The 17451-nt window shown below is 57.4% G+C and carries 17 protein-coding genes; 7 read left to right on the top strand and 10 right to left on the bottom strand.

Features of this window, described 5'->3' with window-relative positions:
- Positions 1 to 114: 114 nt before the first annotated feature.
- The 6 genes from RBB44_RS22980 to RBB44_RS22955 all read left to right on the top strand — a co-directional run bounded on the left by RBB44_RS22980 (position 115) and on the right by RBB44_RS22955 (position 5754).
- Positions 115 to 843 carry a response regulator gene (locus tag RBB44_RS22980; protein ID WP_306150340.1) on the top strand — a complete coding sequence of 243 codons (729 nt, stop codon included), beginning with the start codon at positions 115 to 117 and terminating at the stop codon, positions 841 to 843.
- Positions 840 to 2279 carry an ATP-binding protein gene (locus tag RBB44_RS22975; RefSeq protein WP_306150339.1) on the top strand — a complete coding sequence of 480 codons (1440 nt, stop codon included), beginning with the start codon at positions 840 to 842 and terminating at the stop codon, positions 2277 to 2279. The genes RBB44_RS22980 and RBB44_RS22975 overlap by 4 nt, the downstream gene beginning before the upstream one ends.
- A 152-nt stretch (positions 2280 to 2431) precedes the next feature.
- Complete coding sequence (locus tag RBB44_RS22970) at positions 2432 to 3454, top strand: ABC transporter substrate-binding protein (protein ID WP_306150338.1); 1023 nt, start codon at positions 2432 to 2434, stop codon at positions 3452 to 3454.
- A 50-nt stretch (positions 3455 to 3504) separates the two neighbouring features.
- Complete coding sequence (locus tag RBB44_RS22965) at positions 3505 to 4272, top strand: ABC transporter ATP-binding protein (protein ID WP_306150337.1); 768 nt, start codon at positions 3505 to 3507, stop codon at positions 4270 to 4272.
- Positions 4265 to 5086 carry an ABC transporter permease gene (locus RBB44_RS22960; RefSeq protein WP_306150335.1) on the top strand — a complete coding sequence of 274 codons (822 nt, stop codon included), beginning with the start codon at positions 4265 to 4267 and terminating at the stop codon, positions 5084 to 5086. The genes RBB44_RS22965 and RBB44_RS22960 overlap by 8 nt, the downstream gene beginning before the upstream one ends.
- Positions 5087 to 5187: 101 nt before the next feature.
- Positions 5188 to 5754 (top strand): DedA family protein, encoded by a 567-nt coding sequence (locus RBB44_RS22955; RefSeq protein ID WP_306150334.1) that lies wholly within the window; start codon positions 5188 to 5190, stop codon positions 5752 to 5754.
- 171 nt (positions 5755 to 5925) lie between these two features.
- On the opposite strand, the gene RBB44_RS22950 is transcribed toward RBB44_RS22955, so the two are convergent.
- From RBB44_RS22950 to RBB44_RS22930, 5 genes are read right to left on the bottom strand one after another with little or no spacing between them, the layout of a single operon-like run.
- Entirely contained in the window at positions 5926 to 6438 is a 513-nt protein-coding gene (locus tag RBB44_RS22950) for a GNAT family N-acetyltransferase (protein ID WP_306150333.1), read from the bottom strand.
- Between the two features lie 9 nt (positions 6439 to 6447).
- Complete coding sequence (locus tag RBB44_RS22945; RefSeq protein WP_306150332.1) at positions 6448 to 6870, bottom strand: cupin domain-containing protein; 423 nt, start codon at positions 6868 to 6870, stop codon at positions 6448 to 6450.
- A complete protein-coding gene (locus tag RBB44_RS22940) occupies positions 6867 to 7787 on the bottom strand; it encodes a DMT family transporter (RefSeq protein WP_306150331.1) in 921 nt (306 codons plus the stop codon). The genes RBB44_RS22945 and RBB44_RS22940 overlap by 4 nt, the downstream gene beginning before the upstream one ends.
- Complete coding sequence (locus tag RBB44_RS22935) at positions 7784 to 8140, bottom strand: antibiotic biosynthesis monooxygenase (protein WP_306150330.1); 357 nt, start codon at positions 8138 to 8140, stop codon at positions 7784 to 7786. The genes RBB44_RS22940 and RBB44_RS22935 overlap by 4 nt, the downstream gene beginning before the upstream one ends.
- A complete protein-coding gene (locus tag RBB44_RS22930) occupies positions 8137 to 8481 on the bottom strand; it encodes an NIPSNAP family protein (RefSeq protein WP_306150329.1) in 345 nt (114 codons plus the stop codon). The genes RBB44_RS22935 and RBB44_RS22930 overlap by 4 nt, the downstream gene beginning before the upstream one ends.
- A gap of 144 nt (positions 8482 to 8625) precedes the next feature.
- Here RBB44_RS22930 and RBB44_RS22925 point away from each other — a divergent pair, with 144 nt between their 5' ends.
- Entirely contained in the window at positions 8626 to 9312 is a 687-nt protein-coding gene (locus tag RBB44_RS22925) for a helix-turn-helix transcriptional regulator (protein WP_209173063.1), read from the top strand.
- Positions 9313 to 9463: 151 nt separating this feature from the next.
- Here RBB44_RS22925 and RBB44_RS22920 read toward each other — a convergent pair whose 3' ends face one another.
- From RBB44_RS22920 to RBB44_RS22900, 5 genes are all read right to left on the bottom strand, one after another.
- Positions 9464 to 9595, bottom strand: a complete 132-nt coding sequence (locus RBB44_RS22920) for a hypothetical protein (protein WP_286182913.1) — start codon at positions 9593 to 9595, stop codon at positions 9464 to 9466.
- Between the two features lie 246 nt (positions 9596 to 9841).
- Entirely contained in the window at positions 9842 to 13570 is a 3729-nt protein-coding gene (gene metH / locus RBB44_RS22915; protein ID WP_306150328.1) for a methionine synthase, read from the bottom strand.
- Positions 13571 to 13801: 231 nt separating this feature from the next.
- Entirely contained in the window at positions 13802 to 14713 is a 912-nt protein-coding gene (metF, locus tag RBB44_RS22910) for a methylenetetrahydrofolate reductase [NAD(P)H] (protein ID WP_209173062.1), read from the bottom strand.
- Position 14714: 1 nt separating this feature from the next.
- A complete protein-coding gene (locus RBB44_RS22905) occupies positions 14715 to 15725 on the bottom strand; it encodes a metalloregulator ArsR/SmtB family transcription factor (RefSeq protein WP_306150327.1) in 1011 nt (336 codons plus the stop codon).
- A 132-nt stretch (positions 15726 to 15857) separates the two neighbouring features.
- Positions 15858 to 16736: a LysR substrate-binding domain-containing protein gene (locus RBB44_RS22900; RefSeq protein ID WP_306150326.1), complete on the bottom strand. Its 879-nt coding sequence runs from the start codon at positions 16734 to 16736 to the stop codon at positions 15858 to 15860.
- Positions 16737 to 17451: the final 715 nt, after the last annotated feature.

Below are 17451 nucleotides of genomic sequence, written 5' to 3'. Positions count from 1 at the left end.
CAAACTCTGCTCGCACGGGAGCCGGGTTGTTATTACTTTTCCTCTAGATACAACGCAGTTCGCAAATGCTTGTGCTGAAACGGCGCCTCGCACCGTGACCGAGTGGAGATAAAGGTGAGCGATCCGAGCCCACACATTCTTGTCGTCGATGACCACCGCGATATCCGCGAGACTCTCGCCCGGTATCTGGTGAAGAACGGTCTGCGCGCGACGGCTTGCGAAAATGCGGCCGCCGCCCGCAAGGCGCTGAAGGCCGCGTCCATTGATCTTGTTGTTCTCGACATCATGATGCCGGGCGAAGATGGGCTGTCGCTGTGCCGTCATCTTGTCGAAACGGGCTCTATGCCGGTGATCCTTCTAACCGCCATGGCCGATGACACGGACCGAGTGATCGGTCTGGAAATCGGCGCCGATGATTATGTCACCAAACCCTTCAATCCGCGCGAATTGCTTGCCCGCATCCGGGCTGTGCTGCGACGGACATCGCTGGTGCCGAAGGACCGCGACCCGATCGAACAGGACCGGATGCATTTCGACGGCTGGGCCCTCAATGTGACCCGCCGGGAATTGACGGATCCGGACGGCATCGCGGTCGCCCTTTCCAGCGGTGAATTTCAACTGCTCTGCGCGTTTCTGAAACGGCCGAAAATGGTCCTGAACCGCGACCAGCTGATGGATCTTACAACGGGGCGCACGCCGGCCGTCTTCGATCGGTCCATCGACAATCAGGTCTCGCGCTTACGCCGGAAAATCGAAGAGGATCCGAAAGATCCCAAGCTGATCAAAACCGTCTGGGGCGGCGGTTACATGTTTACGGCCGATGTGAAAGAGCAGGTGGAATGAGCGCATCATCTCCCCGCTCCTCGATTTTTCAGCGCCTGTGGCCGCGGAACCTGGCATCCCAGCTCATCCTGCTTCTACTGGCAGCGATTGTGGTTGTTCAGGCGATCTCGATCTACATTTTCCACGATGAGCGCCGGATTGCCCTTGTTGCCCTTGCCCGTGACAGCATCCTTGCCCGTGCGGTCTCCATTGCAGAACTCCTGGAAGAGACACCGCCTTACCTGCACAGCAGGGTTCTGGAAGCCAGCAGCACCCGCTATGTCGCGTTCTGGACCGGCGAAGTGCCGCTTGCAAAGGAGCCGGGCAAAAGCCGGTTCGAACAGCGTGTGCAAAACTACGCGGCGCGGCAACTTGGGTCTGAGCGGACGATCCACATCAATCTTCATTCAGATGAAAAACGCGGCCCGTCCTGGCGCAAACGGGGTGATGACGGCAAGGAAAGCTGGCGCGACGTGCCAAAGTCCGAGCGGCCACGGCACCTGAAACGGGTCATGAACAAGCCGGAGGATCTGTCCCTTTCCATCGAGCTGAACGATGGTACTTGGCTGAACATGGCCACAAGCTACCGGCCGCCGCCCGGCGCCTTCATCCCCCTGGTGGTCCAGCTTTCACTTATGGGATTGGCGATCATCGGCATCGTTGCCTTTGCCGTGCGCCGGGTCACCCGCCCCTTGCGCGGTCTTGCAGATGCCGCCGGCCGGCTCGGGCGCGGCGAAGATGTCGACAGTTTGCCGGAGACCGGCCCGAGCGAAGTCCGCGCCGTAACGTCCGCCTTTAACGAGATGCAGGAGCGCCTGACCCGGTTTGTGCGCGACCGCACCCGGATGCTGGCGGCAATCAGCCATGATCTTAGAACACCGATCACCTCATTGCGCCTTCGGGCAGAATTCATCGATGATGAGGAAAACCGAACAAAAATGATCGAGACCCTCGACGACATGGCAGCCATGGCCGAAGCGGCACTCCGGTTCGCCAAAGACGACGCGAGCCAGGAGCCTGCCGAGCAGGCGGATCTTGGTGCTTTGCTGGAGAGCCTGGCGGACGACCAGCAAGACCTCGGCCATACTTGCGAAGTTGATGTGGAGGAAAGGATTGTCCTATCGTGCCGTCCTCTTTCCTTGAAGCGCGCCTTCCGCAATCTCATAGAAAACGGCATCCGCTACGGCGGTTCGGTCAAGATCACGGCAAAGGCGCTGGAGGCGGATGTGATCGTCGAGATCTTTGATCAGGGCCCCGGCATCCCGGAAGACCGTTTGGCGGATGTCTTTGAACCCTTTGTGCGCCTTGAAGAAAGCCGCAACGAAGAAACCGGTGGTATCGGTCTTGGCCTTGCGATCGCGCGATCAATCATCCACGCTCATGGCGGCACGATCACGCTTTCCAATGTAGCTGGCACTGGCTTGAGGGTAGAAGTCCGCCTTCCGAAAGGGAACTGATCTGCGTCTTTCACGGTCTGGCCGACGGCACGGCTGCGTGCTAAGCATTTTGTCCAACAATTGATTAAGCTGATGATTTTCCGGCCGGGCGTTTTTCAAAACGCCTCCTTTATGTCTTTATGGCCGGAGGTTAATACCAAAGGGAGGACACCATGATCTCGATGAACCGCCGCAAGGCTCTAACGCTGCTTGGTGCTGCTGCAGCATCCACCACGCTGAGCGCCCCTGCGATTGCCAGCAACAAGAAGATCAAGGTCGGCGCGTTGCGCTTTACATCGCACTCGGGCAGCTTTGTTGCCTATGAGCGCGGCTATTTTGCAGATGCCGGTCTCGACGTTGAATTCAAATTCTTCCAGGCGGCCCAGCCGATGGCGGTCGCCATTGCTTCCGGCGATATCGACTATGCCGTAACAGCTGTTTCCGGCGGCCTGATTTCGCTTGCGGACAAAGGCGCGATCAAGGTGATCGGCGGAGCCTTGTCTGAAAAGAAAGGTGTCGACGGGCAGAAGATCCTCGCCTCCGACGCAGCTTTCCAAGGCGGTCTGAAAACCCCAGCCGATCTCGGCGGCAAGACATTCGGCATCACGACGGCCGGCTCGTCCTTCCACTACATGGGCTCCACGATTGCTGCGAAAGAAGGCGTGGAGCTCAAGTTCAAGCCATTGCAGAAGGTCGGTGCGATCATTGGTGCCCTGAAGTCCGGCCAGATCGATGCCTGGTCCATTGTTCCGCACATCGCCAAGCCGCTCTCGGGCTCCGGTGCCGTGCACATCATCGGCAACGTCGTTGATTACATCCCGGACTATCAGGTCACCACGGTCTTCACGTCGACCAAGAACGCGGAAGACGAGAAAGGCATGACCACGGATTTCCTGACTGCCTTCTCCAGGGGCGTTGCCGATTACGATGCTGATCTTGTTTCGAAATCCAACGGCGACGCCGGTGTGAACGAAATGGTCGATCTCATTCACAAGTATGTCTACACAGACCGTCCGCGGGAAAAGGCAGCTCCGTCGATCATCAATGGCGCGATGTACCTCAACGAAGGCGCAGCCTTGAACGTCACATCGATCGAAAACCAGCTGGCCTGGTTCCAGGCCGAGGATCTTGTGTCCAAGGACGTGACGCTGGATACACTGGTCGATCCGTCCTATGTCGAGATCCTGAAATCCTGATCAAATGCATGAAGGCGGGCGCCAAGCCCCCCCACTTCCCGGAGTAACTCATGGACCTACGTCTTGAGGGCGTCGGGCACGCTTATGAAACTGTCACCGTGCTCGAAGACATCACGCTCGACGTCCCCAGCGGCCATATCGTCTGCATTGTCGGCCCGTCCGGCTGCGGAAAATCCACACTTTTGCGATTCATCGGGGGCTTGGAACAACCGACCAAGGGCCGCGTTGTTCAAATCGGATCGCCGCCGCCTGGAAGTCTCAATCCGCTGACGTATGTGTTTCAGGATTTTGCGCTACTTCCCTGGCGAACCGTAGAGGGCAACATTTCGCTGGTCCTGGAAGACCATGGCATCAAAGGCTCGGAATCGCGGGAGATTATTTCCGATGTCCTTGCGCGGACCAATCTCACCGGCTTCGAAAAGGCTCTGCCCAAGCAGCTCTCCGGCGGCATGAAACAACGTGTTGCAATTGCAAGAGCCTTGGCGGTCCGGCCGGCTGTGATGCTGATGGACGAACCCTTGTCTGCCCTCGACAGCCAGACCCGCGAACTGTTGATGGACGACCTGGTGGGGCTGTGGACGCGGACACCCTTTACCTCCGTCTATGTCACCCACAACTTAGCAGAGGCCGTGCGTCTTGGGCATTCCATCGTGGTCCTGTCCCGCAGACCGGGCAAGATCCGCGAGATCGTGACACTCGAAAAGCCTCTGGAAGAGCGTCAACTGGGCGATCCAGACCTGGAAAAAACACAGAAACACTTGTGGTCTCTTCTTAGGGAAGAAGCCCGGACCGCTGATACGGAATTGATCGATGGCTGATGCCTCTTTGTCAGACAGCAACAAGGGCACGGCCCAGACCGTTCGGTTCCGCGGCGGCGGCTTTGCACCAAAACCGCGCCGTTGGACGGGCATCGCGGTTTTTGTTGTGCTCATTCTGGTTCTGGAATGGGGAACGCAGTCTGGCTGGATCTCGGCGCTGACACTTCCAAAACCATCGGATGTGCTCAGCACTCTTGTCGAACTCTATCAGTCGGGCCAGTTTACGGCCCATATGGCGCCTTCGCTGACAAGGCTGGCGGTTGGGGGCTTCCTCGGCGCCGTGGCCGGGATCGGAACCGGCATTCTCATCGGATTGTTTAGCTATGTCCGCTCAGGGCTCGTACCTCTGATCGCGGCTCTGTTTCCTGTGCCGAAGATCGCGCTTTTGCCACTGTTTGTCATCTGGTTCGGCATCGACGAGGGGTCGAAATACGCCCTGATCGCCTTTGGCACCTTCACGCCGACTGTCGTGGCGACCTATGGAGCCGTCGACAACGTTGACAGAACGCTGATCCGCATGGGTCAGAGTTTCGGCCTCTCCTGGCTGTCGATTGTGCGAAAAATCATTCTGCCGGGCGCCATGCCAGGTATCCTGTCCGGTCTTCGCATATCCCTGGCGATCGCCATTATCTTGCTGACGGCCGCAGAAATGCTGGGCGCGGAATACGGCATTGGTGCCTATGTGCTGCAGGCCGGATCGCTCTATGACCTCGATCGTCTTTTTGCCGGCGTTGTGATCCTGTCCCTGCTTGGCGTGATCCTCAACATGGTCATCGGGTTCCTGGAACGCAGGCTTCTGATCTGGCGGGTTTAGAGCTGTCGGCATTTCAGATCTGGTCGCAGACAAGAGACGACCTATCTTCGATCTCCTGAGTTCAAACATTGTGCCCGCAGGAGATCTCTCTGGAACCGCTCTTGGACCTCATCAGTTCTTACGGCCCTTTGGTCTATGTGCTGCTTTTTGGCTATTGCGCGCTGAAGAGCGGCTCATTGCCATTGTTCGCGGGGTTTGCTGCTCAAACGGGTGCTCTTGAGGTCGGCCCCGTCGCAGCAGCTACGTTTTTGGGCGGGTATCTCGGCGATGAGTTGCGGTTCGGTCTGGTCCGCCGTTACGGGCTTCCGGACCTGTCGCACCGGCCCCGTCTTCAACGTGCGTTTACAACGGCCACCTCGTTGGTCACCAGGTACGGATGGCTTTACGTCTTCATGTACCGGTATCCGAAAGGCATGCGCACCATCGGGGCCTTGCCCATGGGCCTTGGTCCGATGCCCTGGCCAACTTTCACGCTGCTGAATGCTGCGTCGGCAGCCCTCTGGACAGGAGTATTGGTCGGTGCGGGCTATGTGTTCGGTGCGCAGGTTCAAACGGCCGTCGAGGGCGGATGGGGATTGGCAAGTGTGGCGTTGCTCGCTGCAATGGCTCTGGTGATCGGCCTTGCCTGGTGGCGATTGAGCCGGACATCCCTCGCCTCTGCGAACTAACGGCTGTGGAGTTTCGCAGCAGACCGGACCCCGTTAACGTTGAGATTCCAGACCCCTCCGGCTAGTGCCTCATCGACCGGCGACATGCGGAAATGCCGCTCCTTTACGCGTTCGGGAAATCGCCAGAATAGTCCTCAGGTTTCTTGAGCGGCGGCTTTTGGTTCGCCGAACTTAGGACTGCTTCAATTTGCGCAGATCGAGGGCCATGAGAACTTCGTCAAAGGACTGCTCCCCCACCTTCAGGGCGCTGTTTTCAAGTCCGTAGGGTTCAAACCCAAACCCCTGATACAGTCTGGCCGCCGGGATGTTATGAGTACCAACAGACAATTGGATTTGCTCAACTTCATCCTTCACCGCATCAATAAGCGTATTGACCAGCACTTTTGCTAATCCAGACCCACGGGCTTCCGGCTGCACATAAAGCCCCCAGAGGATACCCTTGTGCCGGACCTTCGCCGCTCCACCAACGATAAAACCAACAATTCCAGTGATATGTTGTTCGTCAGCCCCTCCGCCGAGGATTAGGTTTGTCCTCAGTTGCTGCACGAATACTTCATCCGGCAGGGCCGCTTCTTCGTCATAGCTGGTCCCGAACAAGTCGGGATGCCGCTGCAAGCTCTCTAGCCGGATTTGCCTGTAGGTTGCGACATCCGCTTCCGACAGTCTGCGTATGAAAACGTCCATGTAGTCTCCTTACCGCCGCGCTTCCAGATCTCCTCGGTAGGTGGCCTCATCGACAGGTTCCAGCCACTCTGCGACGGACCCGTTCTCGGCTTCGTGGATCGCAATATGCACCATGGAAACGTGCCGGGCCGCGCCATGCCAGTGTTTGACACCTGGCGGGATCCAGATGACGTCGCCTGGCATGATCGACAGCTTTTCCTGCCCCCACAAATGCACGAAGCCGGCGCCACTCAGGATTTGTAGGGTCTGGCCAAGGGGATGTGTGTGCCAATGCGTGCGGGCTCCTGGCTCAAAGGTCACCTTGACCGCTTGAACCCGCGCCGGAGCCGGGGCCTCGATCACCGGGTCCTGCCAAACGGTTCCTGTGAAATAATCCGGGTTAGCCCGTTTTGTTGGCCGGGATCCCGCCTCATAAACCGTCAACACACTCATCCGGAGCTCTCCTGTGCCGTTTTACTCGATGCTTGCTTCTTTGGGCGTCGCCAGTTGATCAGAACTACACCGAATATGGCAAGGCAAATCCCGGCAAACGTTTCCAGATCCAGTGTCTCGTTCAAGAAGACGATACCCAGAAGAACACCAATTCCGGAGCGCAGATAGGCCTGACTGGACGTCCCCATGGGCCCGATCGTATTGATCAGACGGAAATAAATGAGGAACGCAAACGCAGTGCAGAAAACGCTGAGAATTCCCGCGGCCCAAAGGCTTTGAGGCGAAATCTGCAAGGTCCAGGGATGATCGAACATCAGGCTGAGCGGCAGCAGCGTCAGGGTCGAGCAAATGAGCGTCCCGGCAGCCGTGACGAGCGGCGGCAGATGGGCAAACTGGCGTCCCCGGATCGCGGCAATCCCATAGAGTGCCGCGCCGGTGAGAACCGCGACTTGCGGCACAAAAGCACCGCCCAGACTCTCCAAAGCTCCGGTCCCGACAATCAGAACGATTCCCGCAATCCCGGCAAGGGCACCGAGAAGCTGCTGCCCCGCTGGCCTGTCACTGCCGGACATCAGGAAAAGGGAAAAGAAAAAGACAAACAGAGGAGAAGTGGAGTTCAGGACACTGGCGACTGCGCTGTCGACGGACTGCTGTCCCCAGGCAAGAAGCAGCCAGGGTCCTGTGCTGTTGACGATGGATTGGATAAAGAGCGCGCGCCATGTCTTCATCTCAGACGGCAACCGCAAACCGCGAAAACTCAGGATCGCAACCAAGATCAGCGACGCCAATCCAACTCTGAATGTAATCAACGTCAGCGGCGGAATGGTGTCTAGCGCAAGGCTGATCCACATGTAGGATGAGCCCCAAAGAAGCGCGAGCAGACCCAGTAGGCCGAACTCCAATCTCAGCCCGGTCATCCCTCTTCGCGATCATGCAAGGCGCGGCTGTCCGAAGGCGCTTCCGCCCGCTCCGTCATGCCGTAATCGCGCAGCACATGTGACACCCGGAGACGATAGTCCTTGAAATAACTGTTCCGCCCGACCGATTGCGCCTTGCGGTGCTGGGTCAGCTGACGCCACTGATCGAGCGCCTCTTCATCTCTGAAGAAGGACAGCGAGAGCAGCTTTTCCGGATTGGTCAGGCTTTGAAACCGCTCGACAGACAAGAAACCGTCGATTTCTTCGACCAAGGGCCGCATTTCAGCGGCCATATCGAGGTAATCCTGCTTCTTGTGTTCCTGCGGTATGACCTCGAAAATGACTGCGATCATTGATGCTCTCCCTCAAACCCGATCAGTTTGCCATGCGGTGTTGAGGCCAGTTTCAAGAACGTCCGGTCTTCTCTCAAGATGAATTTTTCGCGCATGGCAAAGGCGTAATTCTCCTGTCCAAGCGGATCGGCGGAAAGCCGGGCCCGGTATGCTTCGTAGGCTGCCAAATTTTCAATGGAATAAACGCCATACGCCAGAGTGGTCGAGCCCTCATGCGGAGAAAAATACCCGATGAGGTCCGCTCCACAGCGGGGAATCGCCTGTCCCCAGTTGCGTGCATATTCTTCGAACTGAGCCTTTTTGGTAGGATCGATGTGATAGCGGATGAAGCAAGTGATCATGGCGACGGTCCTCTTTCGTTGTGCCGGCCGAGGATGTGCCACAATTGCCGCTTCGAATGCTTCGACGCGGATCGAAGCATTGTGACTGGCGCTCCCTGCCGCCACATGCCAATCTTACGGCCACACTTTGATGGAGATCGAACCATGAAAGACGGACCGGACATTGCACGGATTGGCGCACTCATTGGCGATCCCGCCAGAGCCAACATTCTGTCAGCCCTGATGAGCGGCAAGGCGCTCACTGCAACAGAACTGGCAGTCGAAGCCGGGATCACCGGCCAGACAGCCAGCTCTCACCTTAAAAAACTCATGGAAGGCGGGCTGCTCGCTCAGGCCAAACAGGGCAGGCACCGGTATTTCACTCTGGCAGGCCCGGACGTTGGCACGACCCTTGAGGCCTTGATGGGGCTTGCGGCAAACAAGGGGCATTTGCGCACCCGCACCGGACCTCGTGATCCGGCCATGCGCACAGCCCGTGTTTGTTATGATCATCTTGCCGGCGATATGGCAGTCCGGATCTATGACAGTCTCGAAACGCGCGGCTTTTTGACCACATCCACTGATGCCGGCGGGATTGCTTTGACGGAGACCGGTGAGGCTTTTTTAGCGACGATCGGCGTTGACCTTGCACCTTTGAAGGCCGCTCGCAGACCATTGTGCCGCCCCTGTCTCGACTGGAGCGAACGGCGCAATCATCTGGCCGGTGCGGTGGGAGCTGCCCTGTTGTCCCGCTTTCAGCAAAACAAATGGCTCCGTCGCGAACCTGACAGCCGTGTGGTCCATATTTCTTCAAAGGGCGAGGCTGAACTCACGGCCTTGTTTCCAATTTGATTGGAGCCCGTTTCCATACCCGAGTTCTGGCTTGACCAGACCAAAACAAAACCCGGCCGAGGCCGGGTTTTCAGTGTTTCAAATTATCCGAAGTATTTTGTTTGTTTTTCCGCTTGGGCCGGATGCGGTACGGGGCCACTAAAGAGCTGTCTCAGCTCGCCTTGCGGCCCTGACGGGCTTCACGCAATGACCGGTATAGCCGTGCGGGCAGCCACGGCAAACGGTCACGGTTGTAGTCCTGACGATGGTTGACCAGAAGTGTCTTAGCGACTTGCACAATCATTGTTATCTCCTTTCCCCGGAAACCGGGTGGGGTTCTTTTATTATGGAAACAAATTTAGCGCACCACGTGCACCTTTTCAAGGCGCACAATGTGCATTTTTTATGAAATTTCCTTTAACTTCCCGACGTAAAGCTGATGCAGCATGGCGAACGCAATTTGTTAGCCAACTTATCACTAACCATCGAAAAAAATCCCGCGGACCGGCCGCGGGATTTGCTCAAAGCATAACAGATTGAAAGAGGTGATCTATTCCGCGGCTTGTAGCTGCGCCGGATCATAATTGAGGATTGGAGCGAGCCAGCGTTCTGCGTACTCGACATCCCAGCCTTTTCTCCTTGCGTAATCCACGACTTGATCCTTTTCGATCTTCCCGACACCGAAATAGTGGCTGTCCGGATGCGCAAAATAGAGGCCGGAGACGGATGAGCCCGGCAACATGGCCCGGCTTTCGGTGAGTTGAATGCCCGTCAGCTTTTCCGCATCTAGCAAGCGGAAGAGCGTGTCCTTCTCCGTGTGGTCCGGCTGTGCCGGATAGCCCGGTGCCGGACGGATGCCCTGATACTTCTCTGCAATCAGGTCTTCACTGGACAACGTTTCATCCGCGGCGTAGCCCCAAAGATCCTTGCGCACGATTTGGTGCAGCTTCTCGGCAAATGCCTCTGCAAGACGATCCGCGAGAGCCTGTGACAGGATTTTGTTGTAATCGTCGCCCTGCTTCGCGTAACGGCCGGCCAGCTCGTCCTCGCCGTGACCTGCGGTGACAGCAAATCCGCCGATCCAGTCGTTGATGCCGCTGTCGAGCGGCGCCACAAAATCGCTCATGGCGACATTGGCTCGGCCACCGGACGTGCGGGCCATTTGCTGGCGGAGTGTGTGGAAGGTCGCCGCGACTTCGCCGCGGTTTTCGCCAGTGTAGACGAGAATGTCGTCGCCAACCGCATTTGCCGGCCACAGCTTCGCAACACCGCGCGCTGTCAGAAGTTTCTTTTCGACGATCTCGTCCAGCATCCGCCGGGCATCATCAAAAAGCGCCTTTGCTGCCACGCCGTACCGGTCATCGGTCAGAACCTGCGGGTAGCGGCCTTTGATTTCCCAAGTCGCAAAGAACGGTGTCCAGTCGATTACTGGCACCAGTTCTTCCAGCGGGAAGTCGTCAAACACCGTTGTTCCCAACTGGTTCGGTCTGACGGGCGCCTTACCTTCAAAATCAACCTTGAAAGCATTTGCTCGGGCATCCGACAACTGGATCCGGCGGGCGGCTCCCCGGCCAGCGGCATGCTTTTCGGCTATATCCGCATATTCCGTGCGAACCTCACCGTAATACGGCGCACGCCCTCCCTCACTCATCAGCTTTGAGGCAACGCCAACCGCTCGGCCCGCATCGGTCACATAGATCGCCTGTCCCTTTGCGTAGTTGGGATGGATCTTCACTGCCGTGTGGATCTTTGACGTGGTGGCTCCACCGATCAGCAGCGGAATATCCAGTCCTTCGCGCTCCATTTCAGCTGCAACGTGACACATTTCATCCAGCGACGGAGTGATCAGTCCGCTGAGACCGATGATGTCGACCTTTTCCTGCTTGGCCGTCTCCAGGATCTTTGCAGCTGGCACCATGACCCCAAGGTCGATGACCTCGAAGTTGTTGCACTGAAGGACCACGCCGACAATGTTCTTGCCGATGTCGTGGACGTCACCCTTCACCGTTGCCATCAGGATCTTGCCCTGCGAGGAATGACCGGTGAGGCCCTGCTCTTCCTTTTCCTTCTCCATGAAGGGCATCAGATAAGCAACGGCCTTTTTCATGACGCGAGCGGATTTGACCACCTGCGGCAGGAACATCTGGCCGGATCCGAAGAGATCACCAACCACGTTCATCCCGTCCATAAGCGGACCTTCGATCACATGCAGCGGACGGTCGAAGCTTTGACGGGCTTCCTCTGTGTCTTCCACCACATAGTCGTCAATGCCGTGAACCAGCGCATGCTCCAGTCGTTTGGCGACGCCCCATGTCCGCCAAGTGAGATCGGCTTCCTTCTTCTTGCCACCCTCGCCTTTCCAGCGCTCGGCCGCGTCCAGCATCCGGTCGGTCGCATCAGACCGGCGGTTCAGAACAACGTCTTCGCAAAGCTCGCGCAGTTCGGCATCGAGATCGTTATAGACCGCCAGCTGACCGGCGTTGACGATGCCCATGTCCATGCCGCGCTTGATGCAGTGAAAAAGGAACACGGAGTGCATCGCCTCGCGCACGGCCTCGTTGCCACGGAACGAGAATGACAGGTTGGACACCCCGCCCGAAACGTGCGCATGCGGAAGGTTCTCGCGAATCCAGCCGGTCGCCTCGATAAAGTCGACGCCGTAGTTGTCGTGTTCCTCGATCCCTGTCGCAACCGCGAAGATGTTCGGATCAAAGATGATGTCTTCCGGTGCAAATCCTGCCTTTTCAGTCAGAACCTTGTAAGAGCGCGCGCAGATCTCGGTCTTGCGTTCAAAGGTGTCCGCCTGGCCCTGTTCGTCAAAGGCCATGACGACAACAGCCGCGCCGTAGCGCCCGATCAGCTTGGCTTGCTCCAGGAACGCCTCTTCGCCCTCTTTCAGGGAGATCGAGTTGACCACGCCTTTGCCCTGGATGCATTTCAGTCCGGCTTCGATAACCGTCCACTTGGAGCTGTCGATCATCACCGGCACTTTGGCGATATCGGGTTCAGCTGCCACAAGATTGAGGAAGGTGACCATGGCTTCTTCGGAATCCAGAAGCCCCTCGTCCATGTTGATGTCGATGATCTGGGCGCCGTTCTCGACCTGGCTCCGGGCAACGTCGAGCGCGGTGGCGTAGTCGCCTTCCTTGATCAGTTTGCGGAACCGGGCTGAGCCGGTGACGTTCGTCCGCTCGCCGACGTTCACAAAATTGACTTCCGGCGTCAGGGTAAAGGGTTCAAGACCCGACAGGCGCATGAACCGGTCAACCTCCGGGATCTGCCGCGGAGCCTTGTCCTTGACCGCCTCGGCAATCGCCTTGATGTGCGCAGGCGTGGTGCCGCAGCACCCGCCGACCATGTTGACGAGACCGGCGGAGGCGAACTCCTCAATGAGACCAGCCATATGCTCCGGGCTTTCATCATATTCGCCAAATTCGTTTGGCAGACCGGCATTCGGATAAGCACAGACGAGCGTATCGGCGACACGGCCAAGCTCATCGACATGTGCCCGCATCTCCTTTGCGCCGAGCGCACAATTGAGGCCGATGGTCAGCGGATTGGTGTGGCGCACGGAATTCCAGAAAGCTTCCGGTGTCTGCCCGGAAAGTGTCCGGCCAGAGAGATCGGTGATCGTGCCAGAAATCATAACCGGCACTTCTCTGCCGATTTCCTCGAACACTTCTTCAATGGCAAACAGCGCAGCCTTGGCATTCAGCGTGTCGAAGATGGTTTCAACGAGAAGAATATCCGCACCACCTTCAATCAAGCCGCGAACAGCCTCTGCATAGGCGATCCGGAGATCATCAAAGCTGACGGCCCGGTATCCGGGATTGTTCACATCCGGTGAAATGGATGCAGTGCGGTTGGTCGGCCCAAGCGCCCCAGCGACATAGCGGGGACGGGATGGGTCTTGGGCTGTTACCTGATCACAGGCCTCTCGCGCCAGACGAGCGCTTTCCAGGTTCAGCTCATAGGCCAAGTCCTCCATGCCGTAATCGGCCTGGGCAATGGTGGTGGAGGAAAACGTGTTGGTCTCGACAATATCAGCGCCTGCTTCCAGGTAGTCGACATGGATCTGACGGATGGCGTCCGGCATTGTCAGGCTGAGGAGGTCATTGTTGCCCTTCACATCCGACGGCCAGTCCTTGAAGCGTTCACCGCGATAGGCTGCCTCGTCCAGTTTGAGCAACTGAATTTCAGTCCCCATGGCTCCGTCCAGCACGAGGATGCGGGATTTTGCGATCTCCTGAAGGCGCGCGAAGGCGTCAGACTTGGTCACGGGGATTTCCTACCTCTTGGCCATGATTCCGGTTTGAGGCCGGGACGGCTGTATTTTTGACATTGCCGCACCGGACTTGCTCCGGGCCGCGTTATTCCAAACTCGTGAGGTCCCGGTTCAAGACCGGGACATCAGTTAAGCTCATGCCGCCCCGGACCTGATCCGGGGCCCTCATATCTCAAACTCATGCGGTTCCGGCTCATTGTCGGGATGGCAGCGAAAGGATTTATTTCAGGCTGCCACTTTCTCGGTGCCTTGCTGCCCCATACCGAGCATGTGGCAGATCGCGTATGTCAGATCGGCACGGTTCATCGTGTAGAAATGGAAGTCCGTCAGGCCGCGGTCGACCAGATCCATCACCTGCTCACAAGCGATGGCAACACCGACGAGCTTGCGGGTTTCCGGATCGTTTTGCAGACCGGCAAAGCGCCGCGCGACCCATTCGGGGATCGAGGTGCCGCATTTTGCGGAGAACACCATGGTCTGCTCAAAATTATGGATCGGGAGGATGCCGGGGATCACCGGGATATTGATGCCCGCCGCTGCAATACGGTCCAGGTAATCATCAAACAGATCGTTGTCGAAGAAGTACTGGGTGATGATCCGGTCCGCGCCCGCATCAACCTTGCGCTTCAGATTGTCGATCTCTTTCTGCCAGCTGCCACTCTCGGGGTGCTTTTCCGGGTAGCCGGATACCGAAACATCGAAGTTGGCGATCTTCTTGATGCCTTCAACCAGATCGGTCGCGTAGGCATATCCCTCAGGATGCGGCTCATAGACCGCGCCGATGCCCGCAAGCGGATCACCGCGAAGAGCCACAAGGTGGCGTACACCAAGATCCCAATAGTCTTTAACAATCGCATCGACTTCCGCTTTCGGAGAGCCGACACAAGTCAGGTGTGCCGCCGGAGCAAGATCGGTCTCGTTCAAGATGCGCTCGACGGTCTTGTGGGTCCGCTCGCGGGTCGATCCGCCTGCACCATAGGTGACCGACACAAAGGACGGGTTGAGCGGCGCAAGGCGCTGGACCGTTTCCCAAAGTGTCTCACCCATCTTCTCGGACTTCGGGGGGAAGAACTCGAAAGATGCGGTGATCGGTGTCTGGGTAGCACCTCGGGACAGTCGGGATGACAAAACGGTCATATCAGGCAACCTCTCGGGAAGAATTCTGGGCAGGCACGTCGGTGATGATCCGCCGATCGCGGGCCAGCCAAAGGGTAACGGTCAGTTTGCTGTCATCGGCCTCGCCGGGAACGAGGTCGGTTGTTTTTTCAAGATCGAGATCCAGCGCGTCCAGCCAGCGCTCCATCTGCTCGCTTGCAAAGCCGAGGCGGCGGTGGGCATGCTGGTCCCGCAGAAACTCAAGCTCATGCGGCGCAAAATCGACAATCAGCAAGCGCCCGCCGGGGCGCAAAGCCCGTGCAGCTTCTGCAAGCGCACGTGCCGGATCATCCAGGAAGTGCAGCACCTGGTGGATTGCGACCACGTCAAAGGATTTCGGCGGCACATTCAGGGCGTAGACATCGCCATGACGAACCTGGGCATTATTCAGGCCTGCTTTTGACAAATTCGCCCGCGCGACGGCCAGCATGTCATGGGAGGCGTCGACCCCAAGCGCTGAGACATATTGATCAGAAAAGACTTCCAGAAGACGGCCTGTGCCAGTTCCAAGATCAAGGAATGTCTGGAACGGTGCATCGCCAAGCGCATTGCGCATAGCCGCTTCAACGTCGGCCTCCAGCACATGCAAAGAGCGCTCCCGATCCCAAGTGAGCGCACGGGCGGCAAAGAAGGCAGCTGCCTCTTCCGCCTTGGCTTTGCGGATAGCCTGAAAACGCTCCTGATCGGCTGCCAGAACGGCGTCTTCATCAGAGATCCGGGCTACGACATCACGCGCCAATGCGCCCTCGGGGCCGTCCGACAGACGGTAGTAGACCCACGAGCCTTCCGGGAAGCGTTGGATGACGTCGGCTTCAGCAAGCAGTTTCAAATGACGGGAGATGCGCGGTTGACTCTGACCGAGGATCGCAGTGGCATCCTTCACGGTGAGTTCGTTTTGCGCCAGCAGAGCGATCAGACGGATCCGCGTTGCTTCCCCCACTGCCCGCAAGGCGGCCAGGGTCTCTTCCACAGATAGGGTGTTTCGCTCGGTCATTTACTCACCGCCAATGTCAATATAAAGATATCTTTATATCAAACACATTGACGATGCAAGCCCAGCGACCCAAATGCGTCACGCTCTTGTCTCTGAGCGACAATATTGGCAAATCAACAGTTAACGGGACTGCTATTGCGCAGCTTCCGCTTCCTCACGCAGCCAGCCCAGAAAGGCGCGCGCCAGACGCTTCGGCCGTTTTCGTTGAGAAATAATCGCACCGAAACCATCCTTGATCAGCGTGAATCCAAAGGGGGCCACAAGGCGGCCATCCGCCAGCTCCTCCGCCACAATGCGCTTTTCCACCAGAGCTGCTCCCAAACCGGCCAAGGCGGCTTCAATCACCAAAAACGTATGCGGGTAAGCCGTCGCTGTTTCCGAGACGACTTCAACTCCGGCCAGCGTCTGATAAGCTCCCCACACATCGCCGGGCAACTCCTGAACGCAGCGGTTTTTAACCGTCAGCACGTGCTCCTTTACGTCAACGCCGAGACCGGGTGCGTGAACAATACCGAAAGCGACATCGCCCAGAATTTCAATGTCCGTTCGACCTCCGAACTGCCAGCGCAAACGGTCCCAGGTCAGGATGGCATCCATCTGCTCTTCCGGCAGCCAGTGTTTCCCGGTCATCCGGAAGTTGACCTGTGCATCGGGATACCTCTGATAGAAACGCGGCAGGCGCGGCATCAGCCAGCGCATGGCAAACGTCGCGCTGATTCCGATGTCGAGGGTCGGACTGTCAGCAAGCTGCGTGAGCCCCCGCCAAGCCGCTTCGATCTCCTGCAACGACCCACCGACCGTCTTTGCAAACTTTTCCCCTTCCGGGGTCAGGGCCACCCCCTGCCCGTCCTTCCGGAACAAGGCGACACCCGCCTGCTCTGCCAGATGAGCGAGCTGCTTGCTGATCGCGCCATGGGTCCGGCCAAGCTCATCTGCAGCGGCACTCATGGATCCGAGCCGCGCCGTCGCTTCCAAAGCTGGCAAGGCATTCAAGGGTGGCAGCCGTTTCATCTCAGTCTCTCACCTCGCGAAATATGTTCTTTTTTCTCACAATAGACTGACAACTTCTCCTTCGACCAGGCGATATTTTTTCGTGATAGTGAAATCATTCCGCTCTTATTCCGGACAAATACCGTGAAGACACAAAAGCTCGTTTTCAAACCCATCTCGACGCCGCAAACGGCACGAGTTATTTCCTTCCCCAGTCAAAACCACTGCCTTAAGAGATTTTCTCACAAATACCGTCTGGCAAACTGGTTGCACGACAAAACCACAAAAATAAAGCAGTTCCTGCAATTGGCCTTGGAGAGACAACACTTGCTCCGGGAGGAACCCGATAGTGTTTTGGCTGATCTTGGCCTCACCCGCACACAGCTGCGTTCACGCAAGTTTCTAAAGGCCGAGCTCACACGTGTAGATGATACACGGCCGAATGCTGAGATTGTGCAATTTGAAATGCCTGCAAAGCGCCTTGGTTTCAGCCGAAACAGATCAAGCAGTTAAGCCTGCCGAAGACGTCAGCAAATCCTTTTAATCGCTTGTCACACCCGCCACTACGCGCGATAAGTGCTTCTTGTACTTTAGCACGAGAAACGCGCATTCAGTTGCGCCCAACTTAATTCGCATTAGTATTATTCACTAACATCAAAACAGGGAGGCACGTTTCTATCCCGCTTGCCCGTCACTGAGTTCAACCACCTGGAGGAGAGCCTGAGGTTGGACCGCT

It is taken from the genome of Roseibium sp. MMSF_3247, from assembly GCF_030733765.1.
GTDB lineage: Bacteria > Pseudomonadota > Alphaproteobacteria > Rhizobiales > Stappiaceae > Roseibium.
The sequence above is the reverse complement of the archived record's forward strand: the minus strand, read 5'-3'. Positions and strand labels throughout refer to the sequence as shown.

What these genes read in the sequence shown, in the direction of transcription:
- RBB44_RS22975 (WP_306150339.1), top strand. Translation starts at nt 840, where the DNA reads ATGAGCGCATCATCTCCCCGCTCCTCGATTTTTCAGCGCCTGTGGCCG.
- RBB44_RS22970 (WP_306150338.1), top strand. Translation starts at nt 2,432, where the DNA reads ATGATCTCGATGAACCGCCGCAAGGCTCTAACGCTGCTTGGTGCTGCT.
- RBB44_RS22965 (WP_306150337.1), top strand. Translation starts at nt 3,505, where the DNA reads ATGGACCTACGTCTTGAGGGCGTCGGGCACGCTTATGAAACTGTCACC.
- RBB44_RS22960 (WP_306150335.1), top strand. Translation starts at nt 4,265, where the DNA reads ATGGCTGATGCCTCTTTGTCAGACAGCAACAAGGGCACGGCCCAGACC.
- RBB44_RS22950 (WP_306150333.1), bottom strand. Translation starts at nt 6,438, where the DNA reads ATGGACGTTTTCATACGCAGACTGTCGGAAGCGGATGTCGCAACCTAC.
- RBB44_RS22945 (WP_306150332.1), bottom strand. Translation starts at nt 6,870, where the DNA reads ATGAGTGTGTTGACGGTTTATGAGGCGGGATCCCGGCCAACAAAACGG.
- RBB44_RS22940 (WP_306150331.1), bottom strand. Translation starts at nt 7,787, where the DNA reads ATGACCGGGCTGAGATTGGAGTTCGGCCTACTGGGTCTGCTCGCGCTT.
- RBB44_RS22935 (WP_306150330.1), bottom strand. Translation starts at nt 8,140, where the DNA reads ATGATCGCAGTCATTTTCGAGGTCATACCGCAGGAACACAAGAAGCAG.
- RBB44_RS22930 (WP_306150329.1), bottom strand. Translation starts at nt 8,481, where the DNA reads ATGATCACTTGCTTCATCCGCTATCACATCGATCCTACCAAAAAGGCT.
- RBB44_RS22925 (WP_209173063.1), top strand. Translation starts at nt 8,626, where the DNA reads ATGAAAGACGGACCGGACATTGCACGGATTGGCGCACTCATTGGCGAT.
- RBB44_RS22920 (WP_286182913.1), bottom strand. Translation starts at nt 9,595, where the DNA reads ATGATTGTGCAAGTCGCTAAGACACTTCTGGTCAACCATCGTCAGGAC.
- metF (WP_209173062.1), bottom strand. Translation starts at nt 14,713, where the DNA reads ATGACCGTTTTGTCATCCCGACTGTCCCGAGGTGCTACCCAGACACCG.
- RBB44_RS22905 (WP_306150327.1), bottom strand. Translation starts at nt 15,725, where the DNA reads ATGACCGAGCGAAACACCCTATCTGTGGAAGAGACCCTGGCCGCCTTG.
- RBB44_RS22900 (WP_306150326.1), bottom strand. Translation starts at nt 16,736, where the DNA reads ATGAAACGGCTGCCACCCTTGAATGCCTTGCCAGCTTTGGAAGCGACG.